Source organism: Sphingomonas changnyeongensis (assembly GCF_009913435.1).
Taxonomy (GTDB): Bacteria; Pseudomonadota; Alphaproteobacteria; order Sphingomonadales; family Sphingomonadaceae; genus Sphingomonas_B; species Sphingomonas_B changnyeongensis.
This window is the reverse complement of record NZ_CP047895.1, coordinates 713,223-735,329: the sequence shown is the minus strand read 5'-3', so window position 1 is coordinate 735,329 and position 22,107 is coordinate 713,223. Positions and strand designations below refer to the sequence as shown.

At 69.9% G+C, this 22,107-nt stretch carries 26 protein-coding genes; 11 read left to right on the top strand and 15 right to left on the bottom strand.

Features of this window, described 5'->3' with window-relative positions:
• Positions 1-4: 4 nt before the first annotated feature.
• The gene (locus tag GVO57_RS03800; RefSeq protein WP_160591989.1) at positions 5-904 is read right to left on the bottom strand and encodes a glycosyltransferase; all 900 of its coding nucleotides are present in this window, start codon (positions 902-904) and stop codon (positions 5-7) included.
• A gap of 129 nt (positions 905-1,033) precedes the next feature.
• Between GVO57_RS03800 and asnB the strand changes: the two genes are divergently transcribed.
• Entirely contained in the window at positions 1,034-2,887 is a 1,854-nt protein-coding gene (gene asnB / locus GVO57_RS03795; protein ID WP_233281460.1) for an asparagine synthase (glutamine-hydrolyzing), read from the top strand.
• A 36-nt stretch (positions 2,888-2,923) separates the two neighbouring features.
• On the opposite strand, the gene GVO57_RS14785 is transcribed toward asnB, so the two are convergent.
• Together GVO57_RS14785 and GVO57_RS14780 are read right to left on the bottom strand one after the other, a co-directional pair.
• Positions 2,924-3,838 (bottom strand): O-antigen ligase family protein, encoded by a 915-nt coding sequence (locus GVO57_RS14785; protein ID WP_233281530.1) that lies wholly within the window; start codon positions 3,836-3,838, stop codon positions 2,924-2,926.
• A gap of 542 nt (positions 3,839-4,380) precedes the next feature.
• Positions 4,381-5,721, bottom strand: a complete 1,341-nt coding sequence (locus tag GVO57_RS14780; RefSeq protein ID WP_160591983.1) for a right-handed parallel beta-helix repeat-containing protein — start codon at positions 5,719-5,721, stop codon at positions 4,381-4,383.
• Between the two features lie 78 nt (positions 5,722-5,799).
• Here GVO57_RS14780 and GVO57_RS03780 point away from each other — a divergent pair, with 78 nt between their 5' ends.
• Positions 5,800-6,585 (top strand): class I SAM-dependent methyltransferase, encoded by a 786-nt coding sequence (locus GVO57_RS03780; protein ID WP_201752684.1) that lies wholly within the window; start codon positions 5,800-5,802, stop codon positions 6,583-6,585.
• 186 nt (positions 6,586-6,771) lie between these two features.
• Here GVO57_RS03780 and GVO57_RS15350 read toward each other — a convergent pair whose 3' ends face one another.
• The 9 genes from GVO57_RS15350 to GVO57_RS03730 all read right to left on the bottom strand — a co-directional run bounded on the left by GVO57_RS15350 (position 6,772) and on the right by GVO57_RS03730 (position 15,132).
• Positions 6,772-7,386, bottom strand: a complete 615-nt coding sequence (locus tag GVO57_RS15350) for a CatB-related O-acetyltransferase (RefSeq protein ID WP_160591981.1) — start codon at positions 7,384-7,386, stop codon at positions 6,772-6,774.
• A 98-nt stretch (positions 7,387-7,484) separates the two neighbouring features.
• Positions 7,485-8,981, bottom strand: coding sequence for a carboxypeptidase-like regulatory domain-containing protein (locus GVO57_RS03770; RefSeq protein WP_160591979.1), 1,497 nt, complete (start codon positions 8,979-8,981; stop codon positions 7,485-7,487).
• Positions 8,954-10,177, bottom strand: coding sequence for a hypothetical protein (locus tag GVO57_RS03765; RefSeq protein WP_160591977.1), 1,224 nt, complete (start codon positions 10,175-10,177; stop codon positions 8,954-8,956). Before GVO57_RS03765 ends, GVO57_RS03770 begins: the two co-directional genes overlap by 28 nt.
• Positions 10,178-10,208: 31 nt before the next feature.
• A complete protein-coding gene (locus tag GVO57_RS14770) occupies positions 10,209-11,564 on the bottom strand; it encodes a DUF4402 domain-containing protein (RefSeq protein ID WP_233281459.1) in 1,356 nt (451 codons plus the stop codon).
• Positions 11,565-11,725: 161 nt separating this feature from the next.
• On the bottom strand, positions 11,726-11,995 hold the full coding sequence (locus tag GVO57_RS03750) for a DUF4402 domain-containing protein (RefSeq protein ID WP_160591973.1): 270 nt from the start codon (positions 11,993-11,995) through the stop codon (positions 11,726-11,728).
• Between the two features lie 11 nt (positions 11,996-12,006).
• Positions 12,007-12,240, bottom strand: a complete 234-nt coding sequence (locus tag GVO57_RS03745; RefSeq protein WP_160591971.1) for a hypothetical protein — start codon at positions 12,238-12,240, stop codon at positions 12,007-12,009.
• Positions 12,241-12,523: 283 nt separating this feature from the next.
• Positions 12,524-13,024: a DUF4402 domain-containing protein gene (locus GVO57_RS03740; protein WP_160591969.1), complete on the bottom strand. Its 501-nt coding sequence runs from the start codon at positions 13,022-13,024 to the stop codon at positions 12,524-12,526.
• A 184-nt stretch (positions 13,025-13,208) separates the two neighbouring features.
• The gene (fumC, locus tag GVO57_RS03735) at positions 13,209-14,603 is read right to left on the bottom strand and encodes a class II fumarate hydratase (RefSeq protein WP_160591967.1); all 1,395 of its coding nucleotides are present in this window, start codon (positions 14,601-14,603) and stop codon (positions 13,209-13,211) included.
• 49 nt (positions 14,604-14,652) lie between these two features.
• On the bottom strand, positions 14,653-15,132 hold the full coding sequence (locus tag GVO57_RS03730) for an SspB family protein (RefSeq protein WP_160591965.1): 480 nt from the start codon (positions 15,130-15,132) through the stop codon (positions 14,653-14,655).
• A gap of 81 nt (positions 15,133-15,213) precedes the next feature.
• On the opposite strand from GVO57_RS03730, the gene hisB reads away from it, so the two are divergent.
• The 9 genes from hisB (at position 15,214) to GVO57_RS03685 (ending at position 20,574) form a co-directional block, all read left to right on the top strand.
• Complete coding sequence (gene hisB / locus GVO57_RS03725; protein WP_160591963.1) at positions 15,214-15,807, top strand: imidazoleglycerol-phosphate dehydratase HisB; 594 nt, start codon at positions 15,214-15,216, stop codon at positions 15,805-15,807.
• Positions 15,800-16,405, top strand: a complete 606-nt coding sequence (gene hisH, locus GVO57_RS03720; protein ID WP_160591961.1) for an imidazole glycerol phosphate synthase subunit HisH — start codon at positions 15,800-15,802, stop codon at positions 16,403-16,405. Before hisB ends, hisH begins: the two co-directional genes overlap by 8 nt.
• Positions 16,402-17,121: a 1-(5-phosphoribosyl)-5-[(5-phosphoribosylamino)methylideneamino]imidazole-4-carboxamide isomerase gene (hisA, locus tag GVO57_RS03715; RefSeq protein WP_160591959.1), complete on the top strand. Its 720-nt coding sequence runs from the start codon at positions 16,402-16,404 to the stop codon at positions 17,119-17,121. The genes hisH and hisA overlap by 4 nt, the downstream gene beginning before the upstream one ends.
• Positions 17,122-17,176: 55 nt before the next feature.
• Positions 17,177-17,950, top strand: a complete 774-nt coding sequence (gene hisF / locus GVO57_RS03710) for an imidazole glycerol phosphate synthase subunit HisF (protein WP_160591957.1) — start codon at positions 17,177-17,179, stop codon at positions 17,948-17,950.
• Positions 17,951-18,274: 324 nt separating this feature from the next.
• Complete coding sequence (locus GVO57_RS03705) at positions 18,275-18,496, top strand: hypothetical protein (protein ID WP_160591955.1); 222 nt, start codon at positions 18,275-18,277, stop codon at positions 18,494-18,496.
• A 31-nt stretch (positions 18,497-18,527) separates the two neighbouring features.
• The gene (locus tag GVO57_RS03700; RefSeq protein WP_160591953.1) at positions 18,528-18,839 is read left to right on the top strand and encodes a phosphoribosyl-ATP diphosphatase; all 312 of its coding nucleotides are present in this window, start codon (positions 18,528-18,530) and stop codon (positions 18,837-18,839) included.
• A 90-nt stretch (positions 18,840-18,929) separates the two neighbouring features.
• Positions 18,930-19,127: a hypothetical protein gene (locus GVO57_RS03695; RefSeq protein WP_160591951.1), complete on the top strand. Its 198-nt coding sequence runs from the start codon at positions 18,930-18,932 to the stop codon at positions 19,125-19,127.
• 98 nt (positions 19,128-19,225) lie between these two features.
• On the top strand, positions 19,226-19,903 hold the full coding sequence (gene gmk / locus GVO57_RS03690; protein WP_160591949.1) for a guanylate kinase: 678 nt from the start codon (positions 19,226-19,228) through the stop codon (positions 19,901-19,903).
• Between the two features lie 110 nt (positions 19,904-20,013).
• The gene (locus GVO57_RS03685) at positions 20,014-20,574 is read left to right on the top strand and encodes a hypothetical protein (protein ID WP_160591947.1); all 561 of its coding nucleotides are present in this window, start codon (positions 20,014-20,016) and stop codon (positions 20,572-20,574) included.
• Here GVO57_RS03685 and GVO57_RS03680 read toward each other — a convergent pair.
• Genes GVO57_RS03680 through GVO57_RS03670 form a run of 3 tightly spaced genes read right to left on the bottom strand, consistent with a single transcriptional unit; the run spans position 20,560 to position 22,107 of the window.
• Entirely contained in the window at positions 20,560-21,201 is a 642-nt protein-coding gene (locus GVO57_RS03680; RefSeq protein WP_160591945.1) for an ATP12 family chaperone protein, read from the bottom strand. The two genes, GVO57_RS03685 and GVO57_RS03680, sit on opposite strands and share 15 nt — an antisense overlap.
• A gap of 37 nt (positions 21,202-21,238) precedes the next feature.
• On the bottom strand, positions 21,239-21,418 hold the full coding sequence (locus GVO57_RS03675) for a hypothetical protein (RefSeq protein WP_160591943.1): 180 nt from the start codon (positions 21,416-21,418) through the stop codon (positions 21,239-21,241).
• 29 nt (positions 21,419-21,447) lie between these two features.
• Positions 21,448-22,107: an HAD-IA family hydrolase gene (locus GVO57_RS03670; RefSeq protein ID WP_160591941.1), complete on the bottom strand. Its 660-nt coding sequence runs from the start codon at positions 22,105-22,107 to the stop codon at positions 21,448-21,450.

Genomic DNA, 22,107 nt, shown 5'->3' with positions numbered 1-22,107 from the left:
AAACTCAGTTGCCGTAAAGCGTGCGGGCGGCGGCGCGCCACATCAGCTTGCCGCGCCCGGCATCGGCGCGCGCCCGCGCTTCGAGCGCGCGCGGCGAGCCGATCGCGCTGAGGCCGAGCGCCAGCGCGCCGAACCCCGCCGCCTGCACCAGCCCGATCCCCATCCAGGGCAAGGCCCGCGCCCAGCCGGCCAGCCCGCCGCCACGATGGTTGAAGATCACCCGCTGCTGGCCATGGGCGAATTTGCGCGCCCGGACATAATCGAGCGTCATCCGCCCCGGCGGCACGATTTCGTCGACCAGCCCCTCGCGGTTCCAGATCAGCCGCACCCCGCGCGCCATCAGCCCGCGAATCATCCAGATGTCCTCGCCACCGCTCTGGTTGAAACGCAGGTCGAACGGCTCGGGGTCGGGAAAGCAGACCGCACGGTCGAACATCGCATTGCCGGTTCCGAGATAGGCCCAGCTGGCGGTGATGTCGGCACCGGTATCCGCATCGATCTCGCGGCTGAACAGCCCGGCCAGCATCCGCTCCAGCCCCGGCGGCGGCGGCGCGACGAAGCGCGGCGTGATGCGCCCGAAACAGGCGGTGGTGCCGGCGCGCGCCAGCGCGGCGAACGCGGCCAGCCAGCCCGGGCTCGGCACCTCGTCATCGTCGATGAACAGCACATGGCCGCCCCGCGCCTCGGCGACGCCGCGGTTGCGGGCATGGACGACGCCCGGCCGCGGTTCATGCACATAGCGCAGCCAGCCGTAACGCGCGGCGGTGTCGGCGGCGCTGCCCGCCGGATCATTGTCGATGACCAGCGCCTCGACCTCGGCCATCATCTGCGGCGCCAGCGCATCGAGCAGGCCGGACAGCATGTCCGCACGCCGATAGGTCGGGATCACGATCGAGATCAGCATAGGCGCTTTCGATTGGCTTAGCCGGCCGTTAAAGGAAGCTGTGCGAGGCGTCGAGCCTTGATCGGGGGTTGAACCATGTGCGGAGTTGCCGGCCTTACCACCAACGCCGGGCGCGACGCGGCCGGGCAGATGATCGACGCGATGACCCGCGCGATCGCCCATCGCGGCCCGGACGGGCGCAGTTTCGAACTGCTGGAGGGCGAGGGCGGTCGCACGGTGGCGCTCGGCCATGTCCGGCTGGCGATCATCGACCTTGCAACCGGGGATCAGCCCTTCCGCTCGGCCTGCGGGCGCTACACTCTGGTGTTCAACGGCGAGATCTATAACTATCTGGAAATCCGCGCCGAGCTTGAGGCTGCCGGCGTCGCCTTCCGCACCCGGTCGGACACCGAAGTGCTGCTGGAGGCATGGATCCGCTGGGGCGCGGCGGCGCTCGACCGCTTCCGGGGCATGTTCGCCTTTGCGATCTGGGATGCCGAGGCGCGCAGCCTGTTCCTCGCCCGCGACCCGTTCGGCAAGAAGCCGCTGCTCTATTTCATCAACGGCGGCGACCTGATCTTCGCCTCGGAGTTTGCAAGCCTTGCCGCGCATCCGGCCTTTGCCGCCGACATCGATGAACAGGCGCTCGCCCGCTACCTGATCTGGAAATATGCGCCGGGCCATGACACGCTGGTCAAGGGTGTGTCGCAGCTGCCGCCCGGCCATTATGCCGTCTGGCAGGGCGGCCAGCTGACCGCCGAGCGTTATTTCAGCCCGCCTCTGCCGCTGCCGGCGGCCGAACGCCGTCCGCTCGATGCGGCGGCGATCCGCGATTTCCGCGCCGAACTGGAAGATGCGGTGCGGCTGCGCATGCGGTCCGACGTGCCGCTGGGCGCGTTCCTGTCGGGCGGGCTCGATTCCTCGGCGATCGTGGCGCTCATGGCGGGCATGTCGCCACATCCGGTCAAGACCTTCTCGATCGGCTTCAAGGCCGACGGCTTTTCCGAACTCTGGGCCGCCCGTCAGGTCGCCGAGCGGTTCGGCACCGAACATCATGAGCTGGAGATCGAGCCCGATCATTTCCTCGACAGCCTGGCCGACGTCACCTGGCACCGGGGCGCGCCGCTGTCGGAAATGGCCGATGTGCCGCTTTATTATCTGAGCCATCTGGCCGCGCGGCATGTGAAGGTGGTGATGTCCGGCGAAGGCTCGGACGAGCTGCTGGCCGGCTATCCCAAGCATTGGGGCGATTTGTACCTCGCCCGCTATCAGGCGGTCGCGCCCGCGGCGCTCGATCCGCTGCTGCTCGACCTGCCCCGGCGGCTGCTGCCCTACAGCAAGCGCCGCGCGGCGATCCTGCTGCGCGCCGGGCGCGAGCGCGATTTCGTCGATCGCCAGGCGGCGTGGTTCGGGCTGATGCCGCATGCCGAGGCGGCGGCGCTCGCCCCGGCGCTGTTCGCCGGCTACCGCCCGTTCGAATGGGCGGAGGATCCGGGCGCGGGCGTCGGCCCGCTGCACCGGGCACTATATTTCGACAAGACGGTGTGGTTGCCGGGCACGTTGCTGGAGCGCGGCGACCGGATGACGATGGCGGCGTCGATCGAGGGGCGGATGCCGTTCATGGATCGCAAGCTCGCCGCCTTTGTCGCCACGCTTGGCGACGATGCGTTCCTGAATGGCCGCAGCGGCAAGACGATCCTGCGGCGCGCGATGCAGGCCGATCTGCCGCCCGACATCCTGTCGCGGCCCAAATCGGGCTTCCGCGTGCCGGTTGCCGAATGGCTGCGCGGGCGGCTGCGCGACTATGCCGAGGACATGCTGCTCAGCCCGCAGTCGCGCTTTGGCGGCTTTGCCGACCGCACCCGGCTGAAGGCGATGCTGGACGAGCATGTGAGCGGCCGGCGCAACCGGGAAAAGGAGCTGTGGTCGATCCTGTCGCTCGAGGTATTCCTGCGCGAACTGGAAAATCGCTCGGGCCGGACGCCGCGCGCGCTCGCTGCCTGACATAGCCCGGACCTGATGGTACCCGGGATCGGACGATCAGGCCGGGGCCGGCGCTGATTCGGCGTCCTGCCTCTTCGCCTTGAACGCGATCGCGCTCGCCAGCCCCAGCATCATGTAGACGAGCGGCGCATTGTCGTCCTGCGCGAACACCAGCCGCACGACCAGATAGGCAACGAGCGCCGCGCAGACCGGCATTGCGATGTCGATCTCCCGCCCGCGCGGCCTGAGCGAAATCCTGAGCATGGTTGCGACCGCCAGCCCGAAAATGCCGAGGAACAGGCAGAATCCGATCACGCCATAATCGAGCAGCAGCGTGACGATATAGGTATCGACGGTCACCTGCCCGCCCGGCGTGCGGAAGCCCAGCACCTCGCCGCTCTGCCCGGTTCCATAGCCGATCGGGTTGCGCAGCACGAGCGGCCAGGTGCCGTCCAGCTGTTCCCAGCGCGCCTGATCGCTGAACCCGGTCGATCCGCCGCCGATGGTGCGGAACCGGATCGCATCGACGGTGAACATCGCCACCCCGAACGCCAGCGCCAGCGCCGGAATGGCAAAGGCAAGCGCGGGGCCGAGCACGTCCGACTTGTCGGACCGCCAGCGGCGATACGCCCAGATGCAGCCCCAGACCATATGCGCCGCGAGCCAGCCGACAATGCCCAGCCGCGACCGGGTGAGGATGATGATGACCAGCAGCAGCACATTGATGCCGGCATAAAGCAACTTCGCGCCCAGCCCCGGGCGTTCGGCGATCTTCTGCAGCACGAACGGCGTCACCAGCGCCAGATATTCGGCCAGCGCGAGCGAGACGGTGTAGGTGCCGGTGACGCGGTAGGCGCCCTCGCGGAAATCGCCCGACAGCGTGCGCTGCACCGATTCGTCGGTCACCGCGAGGAAGGACGGGATGTGGCGCGCCCACAGAATCTGTTCGTTATAGGCCTCGGCCAGCCCCATCGCGCCCAGCACCAGCGCCATGCCGATCAGGTAATTGCCGAACTTCGCCGCCCGCCCGTCGCGCGCGCAGACCCAGGCGGCGGCATAAAAGGCACCGAACCACAGCACGAGATTGTTGAGGAAGATGTTGAGCGACCCGAAGGGCGCGCGGCTGGGCACGATGGTGACGATCTGGACGATGATGAAGGCCGCCATCATCTTCCACAGCCCCGGCATGCCGTTGAGCGCGGCCGCCAGTTCGGCGCGGAACCGGGCCGACACCGACAGGCAGATGAGCAGGATCAGCGCCATCGGGAACGCCGCCAGCCGGCGCAGCGACAGCCAGGGCAGGCCGGGCAGCTGGACAGCCAGATAGATCGGCCACAGCACGATGATGACCATATAGGCGAAGAACAGCCGTTCGAGCAGCCGGTCGGGCGCGCGCCCCTGGTCGGGCAGCGCCCAGATCACCACCAGTGCCAGCATGACGACCGGGATCGCCATATAGACCATGAACGACGGCGGAAACACCGCGAACACAAAGCCATAGACAAAGCCGAGCATCAGGCAGGCGAGGATGAACGCGCCGCGCGCCGCCGCCCGGCGCGCCGGCGCGCGCATCGGCAGGAACGGCGGCAGCACCTGCTGCGGCGGCATGAACCAGCTTTGCACCCGGGACGCGAGCGACATTCAGCGCCCCCCATTGCGCGACCGGCCGCAGGCTCCGCCGCCGGGGCGGGCGGACGATAGCCGCGCCCGGGGATGAGCAGGCGTTCCGCCTCGGGCCGCGCGCCGGGCTTCAGCCCGCCCAGCCGGCGCACCAGCGCCCGATCCTCGATCAGCACGCTGTTGTCGCGCACGACATGCGGCCCGCCGGCGGCCGGACCGACATAGCGCACGGTGACATTGCCGGTGACCGTGGCGCGGCCGACATTTTCAAGCCGGATCCACGCCTGTTTCTGCCGGTCGAGCGGGGACAGCACGCTGTTGCCGCTGACCTCGACATCTGCGGCCCCCTCGACCGAAATGCCTTCCCACTGATCCTCGGTGTAGATCAGATTGTTGCGGATGACGAGGTTGCGATACGGATAGCGCTTCTGCTCGTCGCGGATGAAAATGCCCTGCGGGCCGACGCCATCGCCCTGCATGATGACATTGTCCTCGATCAGAATGTCCGACGATCCGCGCTGCTGGCCATTTGTCCAGAACTGGATGGCGTCGGGGTGATCGTCCGCGCGCGGCATGAAATCGCGGTAGCTGTTGCCGCGCACCACCACCCGGTCGACCGCGGCGAAATCGCCGGCATCGCTGCGGATCAGGCGAAAGCTGTTGCCGATCACCGCAATGTCGCTGCTGCGATCGAAGATATAGGCGCGCATCAGCTCTTCGAAGCGCGAACCGGCAATCTCGATGCCGCTGCTGCCGACGACATACAGGCCCCAGGCGTCATTGGCGGGCGTGCCGTCGCGCGAACCGTGGAAGAAAATCCGGTCGAACCGCACCGCCCGGCTGTCGGTGACGGTGCTCAGCTGGGTGAAATCCGGCTCGCCGGGCGCGAGCGCGCGGCCGATGTCGAGCTGGCGGAACACGAGATTGGCCGAGGCGCTGACCGCGACCCCGTTGAGTCGCGCCGGCCGCGCGGCATCGCGCGACTGAAGCGTGACCGCCGCCGGAAAGACGCGGCCGGCAATCGCAATCTGGCCATAGGCACCCGGGGCAAGCCGCAGCGTCTCACCCCCGCGCGCGGCGGCAAGCGCTGCCACCAGCGCCGCCCGGTCGGCAATGTCGATCACCCGCGCCCCGGCCGCCGGCGCGCCTGCCGATGCGGCTCCGGCCCCGGCCAGCCCCGCCATGGCGGCAAGCGCCAGCATCCCGGCCGCGACGATCCTGCCCTCAAACCCCATTTTTTCGTCCCTGCCCGCCGCTGAGCGGCACCGCGCTATCGCAATGCCGGCAAGAAAGCAGTTTGTTTTTAAGGTTCGGTGAGCAAGGAGACAATCAAGCGCATATTCCGGCTGCCGCACATCCAGGGCGGCGATATGGATGGCGGCGGGACAGACGGGGGCAATATGAGCGGAGCCGACATGACCATGGCCGACGAGACCGTGACCGAGGATCTGACCTATTTTCAGAAGGTGCGGCGCGAGATCGAGCCGCTGCTGCCCGCCGCCCCGGCCCGGATCCTCGAAATCGGCTGCGGCGCGGGGGCGACGCTTGCCTGGCTCAAGCAGCGCTGGCCGCAGGCGGAAACCTTTGGGGTGGAGGGGCATCGCCCGCTCGAACCGCTGCTGCGCACGCGGCTCGACAATGTGCTGATCCATGATCTGGAACAGCCCTTGCCCGATCTGGGGAAGTTCGACCTGATCCTCGCGCTCGACGTGCTCGAACATCTGCGCGATCCCTGGGCAGTGCTGGGCACGCTGCGCCAGACGGTGCTCGCGCCCGGCGGCGTCGTCATCGTGTCGGTGCCCAATGTCGCCCATTACAGCGTCACCGTCCCGCTCGCCTTTGGCGGGCGGTTCACCTATGCCGAGGACGGGCTGCTTGATCGCACCCATCTGCGCTTTTTCGATGAAGACGGCGCGCGGGGCCTGATGGCGGCGGCCGGGCTGACGGTGACCGACGGCGTCGCGACCGGCTTTGCCGGGCTGCGCCAGACGCTCGCGCAGAAACTCAGCTTCGGGCTCCTGCAGCGCTACATCACCATGCAGTTCGTGATGCGCGGCGAGGCCGGGGGCAGCCCGATGCGCCGCTGGCGGATCTTCTGAGGTTTCGCCCCGGGGGGTGTTTATGTGCCGCGCCTTGTGGCGCGGGGGGCGGCACCGGCCCGCTCCCCCACCCGGCCACCCATATGATACTGCCGTTGGGTGGCCGGGTGGGGGAGCGGGCCGGTGCCGTTCTTCCCAATCAACAAACCCCCGGTGCCGCTCTTCCCAGTCTAAAAACTCTCCGCCTCAGATACGGCCAGCCTCTGCCGCATCCAGAAACGCCGCAATATCGCGGTCGAGCATCATCGGCACGGCGCGTGCCACCCGCTCGGCCGGCCAGTCCCACCAGCGGAGCGCGAGCAGCCGGGCGATGGTCGCGTCGTCGAAACGCTTGCGCACCACAACCCCCGGATTGCCGGCGACGATGGCGTAAGGCGGCACGTCGCGCGTGACGAGCGCGCGCGCGCCGACCACCGCGCCGTCGCCGATGGTGACGCCGGACAGGATCATCGCCTCGCGCCCCAGCCACACATCATTGCCGATCACGACATCGCCCTTGGTGCGCGGATGGCCGGGAATGGCGGCAAAGCGCGGATCCTTGGCGGGAAAGGGATAGGTGGTCACCCAGTCCGGCCGGTGTTCGCCGCCCAGCAGCACCTGCACCCCGGCCGCCACCGAGCAATAGGCCCCCATGCGCAGCCGCGCATCGCCCGGATAGGCGGGCAACTGCAGATCGCCATAGCTGAACGGGCCGATCTGCTGATCGGGATAGCGTTCGGCCAGCAGGTCGGGCGGCAGATTGGCACCGACCAGACGGTGCTTGATCGCGCGCAACAGGCGGTAGAGCTTGGTTTCGGGCATGATCTCTCGGGTGCTGGCCGGGCCGTTGGTCCCGCTATAGCGGGATGGCCGGGCGGGGGGAATCGAAACGCGGGCATGGCTGCCACGGGCGCGATCGGTCATCGTCGCGCTAGGCGTTCGGGTGGGCGCGCCAGCTCGATCAGGCCCAGCCGCAGGGCCAGCCGCTCCGGCCCGATCGCGATGGGTTCGGCCATGCAGTCGGTGCCGCCGCGCGCAAGACGCAGCCGGTACTGGCCGAACCGTACCCGCTCGAAGCTGAAAAAGCCGTCAAACTCGGTCCGCAGCCGGTGGACGGCCACGCCGTGCCGGTCGACCAGCTCCACCTCCTCGCCCGCCAGCGGCCGCCCGGCGCGCGCCAGCACGCCGTCGATCGTCGCCGTGCGCACAATGCCCAGCTCGACCGGCGTCACCAGCCCGGCGCGGGGCACGGCGGCGACCCCGGCATCGCCGGGCGCGTCGAACGGATCGGTCAGCCGCGCCGGATCGAGCGCCACCTGCACCGGGACGGCGGGGTCCAGCCCCTCGATCAGCCAGGGGCCGGGCGAATCGGCGCGGCTGGACGCGCCGGCGGGCGCTTCGGCGGGTGCACCATCCACGACAAGGCCGCCCAGCGGCGCGGGCGGCTCGCCGGGCTGGCGCAGGCCATCGCCGTTCAGATCGAAAAAGGCGCTGACCGCCAGCGCGCCGCTGGTCGCGCGGCTGCCCGAGCGGAAGCGGCCGAACCGGCCGGCACCGCCGGGGCCGAAGCTGAACTGCGCGGCCAGGCCGAGCGAAAAGCTGCCCCGGCTGTTGGCCTGGGCGTTGAAGCTGGCGGCGAACAGCCCGAAATCGCGCGTGTAATTCGCCCCCGCAAAGCCCGCGCGCTCGCGCCCGGCATAGCCGGTGGTCAGCTGCAGCTCATCGGCCGGGCCGATGGCCAGATTGGCGGTGGCAAGCGCGCTCACCAGTTCCGGGCGCGGGCGCACCGCCCATTCCATCTCGCCGCGCAGCCGCACCCGGCCCGTCCGGCCATTGACCAGCAGCCCCATCACCGCCTCGTCGCGCGCCGGCCCGCCGCGCGGCGCCGCGCGCCGCCAGCCGAGCGTGGCGCTGGCCGCGATGCGCCCGGCGATCAGCGACACGCGGCCGCGCGCCTCGGTCAGCCGTTCGGCGCGCGACAGGGTGGTGCGCAGATCAAAGCGCAGCGGCAGCACCAGCCCGGCCACCCTGACCGGCCGGTCGATGCCGATCGCGGTCACCGACCGCGCCGATGGATCGAGCCGCTCGCTGGTCAGCCCGCGGTTGCGGATCGCCTCCACTGAAATGTTGGTCCGCGCCAGATCGCCGATCACATTGACGCGCAGCGCCCGGCCGCCGTCGCGCGCGGCGGCCAGATTGACCTCGCCCAGCAGCCGCATGACCCCTGCGCGCAGCCCGGCCTCGACATAGCTCTGGGTGCCGGTCCGGACCGGCGCGCGGTGCACGGCCAGCGCCAGCGCCGTGCCATGGCCCAGCCCCTGTTCGACCGCGATGCCGCCGCGCCAGCCGGGCGGGGCGAGCGCGCGGTCGGGCCGCGCGCGCCAGCCGATCAGGTCGCGCCGGTCCTCGACCAGCACCGCCGACCACCAGCGTTCGCCCGCCCCGGCACCTGCGCGCCGATGTTGAGCGTGCGGCGCTGGCGGCGCACCTGACCCTGGGGGCCATATTGGACCAGTTCGAAATCATTGAGGCCGAGGCGCAGCTCGACATCGCGAAACTCGTAACGCCCGCTGGCTGCGCCGGTTTCGCTGCGCAGCAGCTCGCCATTGCGATAGAGTTCGACATCCCAGCCGACCGGCATGGGGCCGGCGAAATCGATCAGGTCGCGCCGCGCATTGAGGCCGAGTGGCCGGTTCGACAGGGCAATGCCCCGGCCCGGCGTCGCCTGCACGGTCAGCGGCGTCGACGGGCTCACGACATCGCCCAGCTCGATCTGGGTCGCGCGCAGCGGGCCGAGCAGCCGCCCGGCCGGATCGGCGCGGAACAGCCTGAGCCTGAGCGCCTGGGGCATCGCCTTCTGGTCCGAAATCAGCCGCATGTCGGCGGACATGCGCGCCACCTCGCCGGCGGCGAACAGTTCATACCGGCTTTGCCAGCCCATGCGCCCGGGCGCAGGGCGGTCGGCGGTGAAGCTGATATTGGCGTCGATCGCCGGCGTCCGCCACAGCCGGTAAGGCAGGGCGACCTGCCGTGCGGGGACAGCCGGGCCGGACGCGGTGGCGCGCAGCCGCTCCGCCCGCGCGGAGCGCTTGAGCGCCGCCTCGATCGGCAAACGGCCGGTCGTGCGCACGCCGATCACCGCCCCGGGCAGATCGACATCGAAGGCAAGGTCCAGCCAGCGTTCCAGATCGGCGGCGCGCACGCACCAGCCGCCGGGCGCATCCCAGATGGTGCGCGGATCGAGCCGCGCGGTGCCGCCGGCCAGCTGCACCGCGCCGGCCACGCGGTCGATGCGGATGCGGCGGCTTTCCTCGAACGCCCAGCCATCGACACTCTGGCCGTCGGCGGCGAATGTCAGCGCAATCTTCAGCCCGTCGATCAGATCGGGCAGGTTCAGGCACAATCCGGCAGCGGTGTCATATGCGCGCACGCCGCCACCCAGTTGCAGGCCTTGAATGCGCAGGTCGAACAGCAGCGCATCATCGGGGTCGACCGCCTGGGCAGGGGCTGCCGCCCGCACGGGAACCGCCGCGCCCGCAAGCGCGCAGGCGAGCAGGGCCGCGCACAGCCACAGGGCCGCGCGGCGCACCCGCCACAGCGCCGTTCGTGCCATCGGGGGCCTCGCCGCGCGGCCGCCGGATCCGTTACCTGACCGCCACCTCGCTGGTCGCGCCGCGCCCGGCCGGATCGGTTTCGGTGAAACGCACGGTCAGCCCCTGAACACCGGCCACCCGCTCGCGCAGGACCGGGATACGCACCTGGCGCGCGGCGATTTCGGGATAGGCGGACACGCCCTTGATCGTCGCCACCGGTTCCTTGCGGCCCGGTGCCAGCACGTCGAGCGTGCCATAGACCGACCGGTCGCCGCTGCGCGCCAGATCGACGGTGATCGCCGGATCGGCCCCGGGCTGGAGCCGCGCGGAGACCAGCCGCGCCGCACCGTCGACGGTGCCGATGCGCACGATCACCGGAATGGCCACACCGTAGATCGGCGTCAGCCGGATCGCCATGCCGGCATCGCCGCCCGGCGCGGGCGTTTCGGCGGCGGCATCGGGCGCGTCCGGAACCGCGCGGAACAGCAGATGCGCGCGATATTCGCCGGGCGCGAGATCGGGCGGCGGGCGCACGCCGATGCGGATCGTCTGCGACTGTTGCGGGGCGAGCGTGATGCGGCGCGGCGCATGGTTGATCATCTCGACCGCTGCGGTTTCCGCCGGCAGCGCCTGCCCGTCGGGCACCGCATGGATCTGGCCGGATGCGTCCATCCGCTTGACGACCAGCGAGATGCGGTAGGTGGTGGTGGCGGTGCCGGCATTGCTGACGATCACTTCGCCCCCCGACGCGCCCGACAGGACGAGCCGCGTCGGCGCGACGAGCAGATCGCCCTGGGCATTGGCAGGCGCGGACATGACGACAAGGCCGGCCGCGAGCGCAAGCGCCCCGGCCAAAAGGCGGGAAAACATGGGCGAATCCCTTTGGATTTGATCGTGTCGGATTGAGCAGGGTCGGCGTCCGGGCCGGTTGGCCCGGGCGGCGTCATTGATAATTGACGGACACCGAATATTGGCCGGAATAGACGCCGGGGGCTGGTTCGCCCCCACCGTCAGCACGCCGGCGATGCGCAGCTGGCCCTTGCCCTCGGCAAGCACCAGGCTCTGCACCGACGCCTGCAAAGCGACCACCATGGTGTCGGCGCCGTTCGACAGCTGGATGTTCGGGCTGTCGATGGCGACCACCACCGTCTCGCCGGCCGCACCCATGATCGTGAAGCCGCCGGGGCTGACCGCGCCCAGACATTGCAGGCCGCTGCCGCAGGCGCGGCTGCCATCGGCGGCAATGGCGACCGTCCCGGCGCTGCCGCCGGTCACGATCCTGCCGAAATCAAGGTCGCTGGTCTTGGTGACGCTGATCGCCTGCACGATGCGGACGCTCGCCGTCCCGGTCGCGGACTGCGCCCATGCGCCGGTCGCCGGCCACAGGCCGACAAAGGCCGCGGCCATGACGGCCGCGGCACGAGTTGAAACAAGCATGTTTAGACACCCCAACTGCCTAAAGCGGCCATGTTCTGGAGCGACGGGGCCGCGTGACTTGCCCCGTGCTGCGCCGCTGCGTCGGAGATACATCCGATATGGTTAGCATCCCGCTAACCGAAACGGGAGCGTTACAAATAATCGACGGTGATCAGATATTCGCCGCGATAGTCGCCCGGCGCCTGGCGCGCGCCGAGGCTGAGCGTGCCGCCCAGCCCGACACGGTTGCGCCGGTTGCCCGGCTGCAGGGTCAGGGTTTCGGCCGCGAGCACCGGCCGCACGCGGATCGCGTCGCCCTGCGCATTGACGAGCGTGGCAGGCGTCACGGCGATCGAGACCAGATAGGATTCCGCGCCGGTGATGGCGATTTCGCCGGGGCTGGCATTGCCGATGCACCGCATCGCCGGGCAGCTCAGCCCGCCCCTGGCGACAGGGTGACGACCAAAGGCTCGGCGCTGGCGATGATCGCGCCGAAGCTGAGTTCGCGGGCCGGCTCGACCCGGGCGGCGACAAACGCCCCCGGAGCCATCCGGTCGCGCGCGTCGGGCACAGGCTGGGCGGAAAGGGGCGCAGCGCCGCAGGCAAGCGCGGCAATCAGCGCACGGATCGGGATCGGGATCAGGGCAGGCGGGTGGCGCACCCGCACTTTATCGCCGGAAAATGGTGAACGCCGCGCTAAGCACGCGCGGGCGCGCCGGACCGGGCGCTGAAGATCCACCCGGCCTGAAATACGCTTGGGGCCGGGCGCCGCATCCGGCACCCGGCCCCAGCTGCCGCCGTCAGGCGGGGTAATACAAAGGTTCGCTGATGCGAACCCATGCACCTCCCGCCCCGCCTCCCCGCCCGGCCACCAATGATACCATCAGGCTATGGTGGTCGGGCGGGGAGGCGGGGTGGGAGGTCTGCGCCGCGCTTCGCGCGACCCGGGCTTACTGATAGTTGACCGACACCGAATACTGGCCGGTATAGGTGCCCTGCGCCTGGAACGCGCCGACGTTGAGCACGCCCGCAACGCGGAAGCTGCCCGCGCCGCCGGTCAGCGTCAGCGACGAGGCCGAGGCGGTCAGCGCGACGCTCATCGTATCCGACGCGCCATTGGCCAGCGTGATGGTCGGGTTGTCGAGCACGACCGAGACCGATTCGCCGGCCGAGCCGAGCACGTTGAACGCGCCCGCGGTGGTGGTGCCATAGCAGGTCAGGCCGGTGCCGCAGGTGCGGGTGCCGTCCTGCGCGACCGCAACGGTCGAGGCGGTGTTCGAGGCGGTGATCTTGCCGAAGTTGAGATCGGCGGTCTTGGTCACGGAAAGCGCCTGCAGCACGGTCACGGTCGCATCGCCGGTCGCGGACTGGGCAAAGGCGGGCGCGCTCGTCAGCGTGCCGGCAGCGGCGACCCCGGCGAACGCCAGAGCCTTGAGAATCATGGTCTTCATTTGGATGACACCCCCAATGCGTCATGCCGGTCCCCACGACCGGCCATCCCTGGGTAGGATCAAGGTATCGATCTGCGGTTAGCGCGCTTGGTTAAGACAGCCCATACCATGAAAGGGCCGCACGCCCGGTCGGGGCCCGCCAGCCTGCGCGCTTTCAGGCCGGCCCCGCCTGGTCCGGGGACACTTAGTCCGGCGAGGGGCCGGTCATCGCCTCGGGCCGCACCAGCCGGTCGAACGTCGCGGCATCGACCAGCCCGAGCGCCAGGCCCGCATCACGCAGGCTGAGGCCGCTGGCATGGGCATGTTTGGCGATCGCGGCGGCATTGTCATAGCCGATCGCAGGCGCAAGCGCGGTCACCAGCATCAGCGAGCGGTCGACCAGTTCGGCGATCCGCGCCCGCTCCGGCCTCAGCCCGACAAGCGCCCGCCGGGTAAAGCTGTCGACCCCGGTGGCGAGCAGCGTGATCGAGCGCAAGACATTCGCGCCGATCAGCGGCTTGAACACATTCAGTTCAAGATGCCCCTGCAACCCGCCGATCGTGGCCGCAACATGATTGCCCATCACCTGCGCCGCGACCATGGTGAGCATTTCCGCCTGGGTCGGGTTGACCTTGCCGGGCATGATCGAGCTGCCCGGTTCATTGGCCGGCAGCGCCAGTTCGCCCAGCCCGGCGCGCGGCCCCGAGCCGAGCAGACGGATATCGTTGGCGATCTTGGTCAGCGCGACGGCGAGCACGTTGAGCGCCCCCGACAGTTCGACCAAACTGTCGTGCGCGGCCAGTTCGGCGAACAGATTGGGCGCGGCAGCGAACGGCAGGCCGGTGAGCGCCGCCAGCTCGGCCGCCACGGCATCGGCAAAGCCCGGCGGGGCGTTCAGCCCGGTGCCGACCGCCGTGCCGCCCTGCGCGAGCAGATGCAGCCTGGGCCTGACCGATTCGAGGCGCGCGGCCGCCGCCTCGACCTGGGCGCGATAGCCGGAAAACTCCTGCCCCAGCGTCAGCGGCGTCGCATCCTGCAAATGGGTGCGGCCGATTTTGACGATATCGTCCCAGTCACGGGCATGGCCGTCCAGCACGGCTGCCATCCGCGTCAGCGCGGGCAGCAGATCGCCCGCCAGCGCGCGCGCGGCGGCGACATGCATGGCGGCGGGAAAGCTGTCGTTCGAGGACTGGCTGCGGTTGACATGGTCATTGGGGTGAACCGGCACCTTGCCGCCGCGCGTGCCGGCCAGCCGTTCATTGGCGATCCCGGCGATCACCTCGTTCACGTTCATGTTGGTCTGGGTGCCGGACCCGGTCTGCCAGATGACCAGCGGGAACTGGTCGTCGAACCGCCCGGCCGCCACATCGGCCGCCGCGGCCTCGATGGCATCGGCCAGATCCGGCGCAAGCCCGTGGCGGCGATTGACCCGCGCCGCCGCCTGTTTGACCAGCGCGAGCGCGTGAACAATGCCGATGGGCATCCGCTCGGCCGGGCCGAAGGGGAAATTGGCGATGGACCGTGCCGTCTGCGCGCCCCAATAGGCGCTGGCCGGCACCTCGACCGGGCCAAGGCTGTCGGTTTCAATCCGGATGGTCATCGCGCCTCCCGACCTGCGGCCCGCATGGCCGGGTGCCACCTGCCCCGGCTTATTTCTTGCGGCCGAAATCCACGGTCACGACATTCGACCCGTCTTCGGACGTGACGATGCCGGGCACATCATTTTCGGCATCGTCATGCTCGGGCGCGCCGGTGTCGCCCTGGGCCTGGAACTGCAAGGCGAAGTTCACCGCCGGATCGACGAACCCGGTGACCGCGGCGAAGGGAATGACCAGCCGGGCGGGAATCTGGTTGAAGCTCAAACCAACCTCGAACCGTTCCTCGAACACCTTCAGGTCCCAGAATTTGTTCTGAAGGACGATGGTCATCTCGTCCGGAAAGCGCTCGGTCAGGTGCTTGGGCAGATCGACCCCGGGGGCCGAGGTCTTGAACGTGATGTAGAAATGATGGTCGCCGGGCAGCCCGCCCGAGCGTTCCACCTCGCCCAGCACGCGCCCGACGACCGCGCGCAGGGCTTCCTGCACGATTTCGTCATAGGGAATCAGGCTGTCCGGCAAAGCATCGGTCATGCGCCGAATCGTGGACTTTGGCGGGCGGGCGGTCAAGACGCGTTGCATCCGCAACGGCAAGCGCGCATAGGCGCGGGCACGATGAGGCAGGCGACGATCACCCGCAACACCAGCGAAACCCGCATCGCGGTGTCGGTCAATCTGGACGGGACGGGCGAATACCGGGTGGCGACCGGGATCGGCTTTCTCGACCATATGCTCGAACAGCTGGCGCGCCATTCGCTGATCGACCTCGACGTCGCGGTCGAGGGCGATCTGCATATCGACCAGCATCACACGACCGAGGATTGCGCGCTGGCCATCGGCGAGGCGATCAGCCGCGCGCTCGGCGAACGCCGCGGCATCATGCGCTACGGCCATGCCTATGCGCCGATGGACGAGGCGCTGACCCGCGCGGCGATCGACATTTCGGGCCGGCCCTATCTGGTGTGGAAGCTCGATTTCACCCAGACCAAGCTGGGCGAATGGGACACCGAGCTGGTCGAACACTGGTTCCACAGCTTTGCGCAGACCGCGGGGCTGACCCTGCATGTCGAAAACCTTTATGGCCGCAACAACCATCATCTGGTCGAAAGCGCGTTCAAGGCGCTCGCCCGGGCGCTGCGCCAGGCGGTGACCATCGATCCGCGCAAGGCCGGGGACATTCCCTCGACCAAAGGGACGCTCGGTGGCTGAGACGGTCGCGCTGGTCGATTATGGCGCGGGCAACGTCCATTCGGTGCTGAATGCGCTCAGGGCAGCGGGGGCCGGGACGGTCGAACTGACCGCCGATCCGGACCGGCTGCGGCGCGCCGACCGCATCGTGCTGCCCGGCGTCGGCGCATTTGCGGCGGCGATGCGCGCGCTTGCGGCCGCACCCGGGCTGATCGACGCGCTCGACGCGCGGGTGCGCGGCCAGGGCATCCCGTTTCTGGGCATCTGTGTCGGCATGCAGCTGATGGCGACGACCGGCGAGGAACATGGCCGGACGGCGGGGCTGGGCTGGCTGGACGGCGTCGTCCGCGCGGTGCCGGCACAGGGCGTGAAGGTGCCCCATATGGGGTGGAACGATGTGACGCCGACCGCCGCTCACCCGCTGCTGCCCGCCGGCGAGGCCTATTTCCTGCACAGCTTTGCCTATCACGGCGAGGATGTGCTTGCGGTGACCGACCATGGCGGTCCGGTCACCGCCGCAATCGGGCGCGACAACATGGTCGGCGTCCAGTTCCATCCCGAAAAGAGCCAGCGCTACGGCCTGGCGCTGCTCCAGTCCTTTCTTGCGTGGCGTCCATGATCATTTTTCCCGCAATCGACCTCAAAGCCGGCCAGGTCGTCCGCCTTGCCGAAGGCGACATGGCCCGGGCGACCGTCTATTCGGACGATCCCGCCGCCCAGGCGGCGGCCTTTGGCGCGCAGGGGGCCGAATGGCTCCACATCGTCGATCTTGACGGCGCCTTTGCCGGCGAAAGCGTGAACGGCCAGGTGGTGCGGCGGATCGTCACCGGCTTTTCGGGCTGCATCCAGCTGGGCGGCGGCATCCGCACGCGCGCGGCGATCGAACGCTGGTTCGATTATGGCGTGGTGCGCGCGGTGATCGGCACGGCGGCGCTCACCGATCCCGATCTGGTGCGCGGCGCGGCGCGCGATTTTCCCGGCAAGATCGTCGTCGCCGTCGATGCGCGCGACGGCATGGTCGCCACCCAGGGCTGGGCCGATGTGTCGGACGTGCCGGTGATCGATCTGGCGCGGCGGTTCGAGGATGCGGGCGTCGCCGCGCTGCTGTTCACCGATATCGGCCGCGACGGGCTGCTCAAGGGCGTCAATGTCGAGGCGACGGTCGCGCTGGCCGAGGCGGTGTCGCTGCCGGTGATCGCGAGCGGCGGGGTTGCGGGGATCGAGGATGTCCGCGCGCTGCGCGGCAAGCCGGGGATCGAAGGCGTAATCTGCGGCCGGGCGATCTATGACGGCCGGCTGGACCTTGCCGCCGCGCTCACCGAGGCGCGGGCGTGATCATGGCCGGGCGGAAGCCGGGCCGGGACAGGCTGGGCCGGAACAGGTTGGGCCGATGAGCGTCAGGCTGCGCGTCATCCCCTGTCTGGACGTGGCCGGCGGCCGCGTGGTCAAGGGTGTCCAGTTCGTCGATCTGGTCGATGCCGGCGATCCGGTCGAACAGGCGCGCGCCTATGACGCCGCCGGTGCCGACGAGCTGTGTTTCCTCGACATCACCGCCAGCCACGAGGCGCGGGGGACGATGATCGACGTCGTGCGCCGCACGGCGGAGGTGTGTTTCATGCCGCTGACCGTCGGCGGCGGCGTGCGCAGCGTCGAGGATGCGCGCGCGCTGCTGCTCGCCGGGGCGGACAAGGTGGCGGTCAACTCCGCCGCCGTCGCGCGGCCGGAGCTGTGCGCGGAGCTGGCCGACCGGTTCGGCAGCCAGTGCGTCGTCGCCTCGGTCGACGCGCGGCGCGTGGACGGGGGCTGGGAGGTGTTCACCCATGGCGGGCGGCGGCCGACCGGCATCGACGCGATCGAACATGCCCACCGGCTGGCGGCGCTGGGCGCGGGCGAGCTGCTGGTCACGTCGATGGACCGCGACGGGACGCAGGGCGGCTATGATCTGGGCCTGGTGCGCGCCATCGCCGATTCGGTCGATGTGCCGGTGATCGCCAGCGGCGGCGTCGGCACGCTCGACGATCTGGTCGCCGGCGCGCGCGACGGCCATGCGAGCGCGGTGCTTGCCGCCTCGATCTTCCATTTCGGGCGGCACAGCATTGCCGAAGCGCATGCCGCGCTTGCCGCCGCCGGCTTTGCCGTGCGCCGGCACGACAGCGCCGCCTGAGGGTTTCGCCTGCGCGCCTGACGGCGCGGGGGTGGCGTATTTGCGGTGCGGCTTGCGCCGCACGGGGCGGCACCGGCCCGCACCCCCACCCGGCCTCCCATAGCGTAACCTGCCGTTGGGAGGCCGGGTGGGGGTGCGGGCCGGTGCCGTTCTTCCCAAACCAACACCTCCCGCTGCCGCGACGACCACGAACACCCCTGTCGGTCAGGCTGACACAGCGGGGGAGCCTTTCGACAGCGCTAACCTCGGCAGCGCGCCGGAGGCCGGGCTTAACCGAATCTGGCAGGGTTCTTGCGTAACTGTCCTGCCGAGGAGGTTCTGATCATGTCTGGTCTGCGACTGATGGGGAATATGGCGATGGCCGGCGTCATCATTCTGGCCGGGCCGTCGGCTTATGGCGAGCTGGCGCGGATGTTTCCGGCGCTGCGCCGCCTGTCGCTGCCGGCGATGCCCGATCTGGGCGCGCCGCACTGGGTGATGCTCGGCATGGCGGCGATCGGGCTGCTGCTGCTCGTCAAGGGCGGGGGATCGCAGCACCGCGCTTGACCGGGGCGGGCGCGCGCGCGACAGGCGGGTCATGGACCTGACCGCGCTCGAAGCCCTTGTCCGCGCCCGGCGCGATGCCGATCCCGACCAGTCCTATGTCGCGCGGCTGCGCGCGCGCGGCATCAGGCGGATTGCCCAGAAGGTCGGCGAGGAGGCGGTCGAAACCGCGATCGCAGCGGCGAGCGGCGACCGCGACGGCATGGTCGGCGAAGTCGCGGACCTGATTTTCCATCTCGCGGTGCTGCTTGACGCGCACGACCTGTCATTCAGCCAGGTGATGGACGAACTGGCCCGGCGCGAAGGCGTATCTGGGCTGGATGAAAAGGCGGCGCGCCGTTCATGAAGCCGAAAGCGCCGATGGTGCGTTATGCATGCGTAACGCCGCGCCGCACCGGCTGCGGGCTTCAAAATGGCGCGTGATCGGGAGCGACGCATGATCGGCAAGGTGATCGGGGCATTGGTGGGCCGGGAAATCGACCGGCGCGACGGCAAGGGCGGCCTGAAGGGCGCGGTGATCGGCGCGGTCGCGGTCAGCGCGCTGCGCCGCATGGGGCCGCTCGGTCTGGTGCTCGGCGGGGCCTATGTCGCCAAAAAGGCGCTCGACCGGCGGCGCGACACGCCCAAGGCGTGACCAGCGGGCCCGGCTGAGCCGAAGCGGGACGGCGGCACCCGCCGCCTGAGGCCGGGCCGGCATTGACGGCGGCGCATGGCCGCGCCACTAGCAGGGCCGTGTTCCGCCCCGCCCCATCCCCCACGCCCCGCGCCGATGATCCGCACAAATTCAAGCGGCGCGGCCTGTTGCTGATCCTGTCGTCGCCCAGCGGTGCCGGCAAATCGACGATCTCGCGCAAGCTGCTTGCCGCCGACGCCAATCTGGAAATGTCGGTGTCGGTGACGACGCGGCCGATCCGCCCTGGCGAGGTCGACGGGCGCGATTATCATTTCGTCGATCTGGCGCGGTTCAAGGACATGGTCGCGGCCGGCGAGTTCCTCGAATGGGCGCACGTCTTCGGCCAGCGTTACGGCACGCCGCGCGCGCCCGTGGAGGCCATGCTCGCCCAGGGCCGCGACGTGCTGTTCGATATCGACTGGCAGGGCGCGCAGCAGCTTTACCAGCTTGCCGGTGCCGATGTCGTGCGCGTGTTCATCCTGCCGCCGTCGATGGACGAGCTGGAACGCCGGCTGCGCGGGCGCGGCACCGACAGCGACGAGGTGATCGACGCGCGGATGAGCCGCGCCGCCGCCGAAATCGGCCATTGGGACGGCTATGACTATGTGCTCGTCAACGACGATGCCGAGGCCTGTTTCCAGAAGGTGCAGACGATCCTCAACGCCGAACGGCTGAAGCGCAGCCGCCAGGGCGGGCTGATCGGCTTTGTCCGCAACCTGACCCGCGCCAAGGATTGACCCCCGCCCCCGGCGGGCGCAGCCTCCCTGCCCGGAAGACTGGTCCCGGCAACCGGATCGGCGCGCTCAGCGTTGATCGCGCTGCCGGCCAGCGTTGCGGGAGGGGGAAGATGATCAGAATGGTGACGGGCGGTCTGCTGGGCGGACTGGTGCTGTTTGTGATCGGCGGGCTGTTCTGGGGATCGCCGCTGACCGCGCTTGCCTTTTCGCGCGGCGATGAAGCGCGGATGGCAGAGCTGCAGTCGCTGATGGCGGCGACGCTCGGCCCCGGCGGCACCGGCACCTATCTGGTCCCCGATCCGGCGACGCCGCAGGGCACCAGCCTGTATGGGCAAGGCCCGGTGGCGACGGTGATCTTCAACAGCGGCGGCTTTCCGGTGATGGATTCGGCATCGCTGGTTGCCGGGCTGGTGCTGGCGCTCGGCACCGGGCTGATGGTGGCGGTGGCGCTCGCTGCACTGCCGGTCCGGGGCTTTGCCGCGCTGTGGCGCACCGGGCTGGTGGTGACGGCGGCGGTGTGCGCGTGGATCCATCTCGGCCTGCCGGTGTTCATGCACGGGGCCTGGGGCTATGCGATCTATGCGCTGGTCGCGGACCTGGCGGGCTTTGCCGCCGCCACCGCGGTCATCGCCTGGATGCTCAGCCGGTCCGGCGCGTCATCCGCGCAGTAGCGTGAGGAACCGCACCGCCGCATCCCAGTCGGCGCGGCGCGCGGCGCGGGCGGCAAGCGCAAGATCGTCCGCGCCCCATTGTTCTTCCTGCCACAGCTCGTCGAGCATCACCGCATCCCAGAGCGCATCGGCACCGGCCGCGCCCTCGATCAGCGCCAGCGCCGCGATCAGCGACCCGCCGATGGTGACGACCGGGGACAGGCCGGCGAGCATGAACGGATCGAGCGCCGCGACCGCCGCACCCAGCCGGGTGACGCTTGCCTCTGGCTGGGGGCGGTGCATCACGCCTTCGACCAATGTGACCGTGACGTCATAGCGCCGCTCCGCCCAGCCGATCAGCGGATCCCACGCCGCCTGCTGGCGCGCGACCAGCGGCTCCGGATGGCCGGCGCGATAGGCGAGCAGATCGGTTTCGGCATAGCGCGCAAGGCCGGCGGCAAAGCGCGCGGGATCGGGCGTGACGATATCGATCGCCGCATTGGCCAGCCCGGTGAGCGGCATGGCGCGCGGATCGACCATCTCACCCACCGCCTGCCATTCGTCCGCAAGCGCTGCCGCCAGCGCGGGCTGCGGCACGGCCAGCGGCGCGCGACCGGGGGTGCGCACCGGCCGCCCGTCGAGCCGCACCTCGCCCCCACCGCCTCGGCATTGGACCAGAAACGCTTCACGGCTCCCCGCTCCGCCAGCGCCGGGCGAGCAGCCGGGGCAGCAGCGCAAACCCGAACGCGCCCGCCAGCACCAGCACGATGCCGGCCAAACGCGGCACCGCCTCGAAGCGGCCCGACGCCGCCGCCAGCCCGAGCATCAGCAGCACCGCGCCGCCCAGCCGGAGAAACGACAACATGAAAAAACGCGCGCGCGCAGGATCGTCGCTCATGCCATCTGCTCCAGCCAGCCGGGCAGATCGGCGGCGGTCACCGCCACCGCCCGCGCGCCCGCCGCCTTGAGTTCGGCGGCATCATGATAGCCCCAATCGACGCCCAGTGCATGGGCGCCGCCCGTCACCGCCATCGCCATGTCGAACACCGTGTCACCGATCATCACCGTGGTCGCAGGCCCCGACCCGGCCTCTGCCATCGCGGCGTGGAGCATCGACGGATCGGGCTTGGAGGGATGGCGGTCAGCGGTCTGCAGCGTGATGAAATGGCCGGCCAGGCCATGGCGTTCGAGGCACAGTTTCAGCCCGCGATCCGACTTGCCGGTCGCCACGCCGAGCAGCCAGCCCGAGGCCGCCAGCGCGTCGAGCGCCTCGGCAATCCCGTCGAACAGCGGCTCTTCGACCAGCCCGGCCCCGCGATGGCGCTGAAAGGCGAGCTTGTAGCTGTCGGTGAGCGCGCGGTGCAGCGCATGATCGCCACCCGGCACCAGCGCGCGCATCGCCTCCATCAGGCTCAGCCCGACGATGCGGCGCACCCGGTGCCGGTCGGGCGGCACCAGCCCCAGTTCGGCAAAGCAATCGTCCATCGCGCGACAGATCGCGGCCTGGCTGTCGACCAGCGTGCCGTCGCAATCGAACAGGGCAAGACGGTTCAC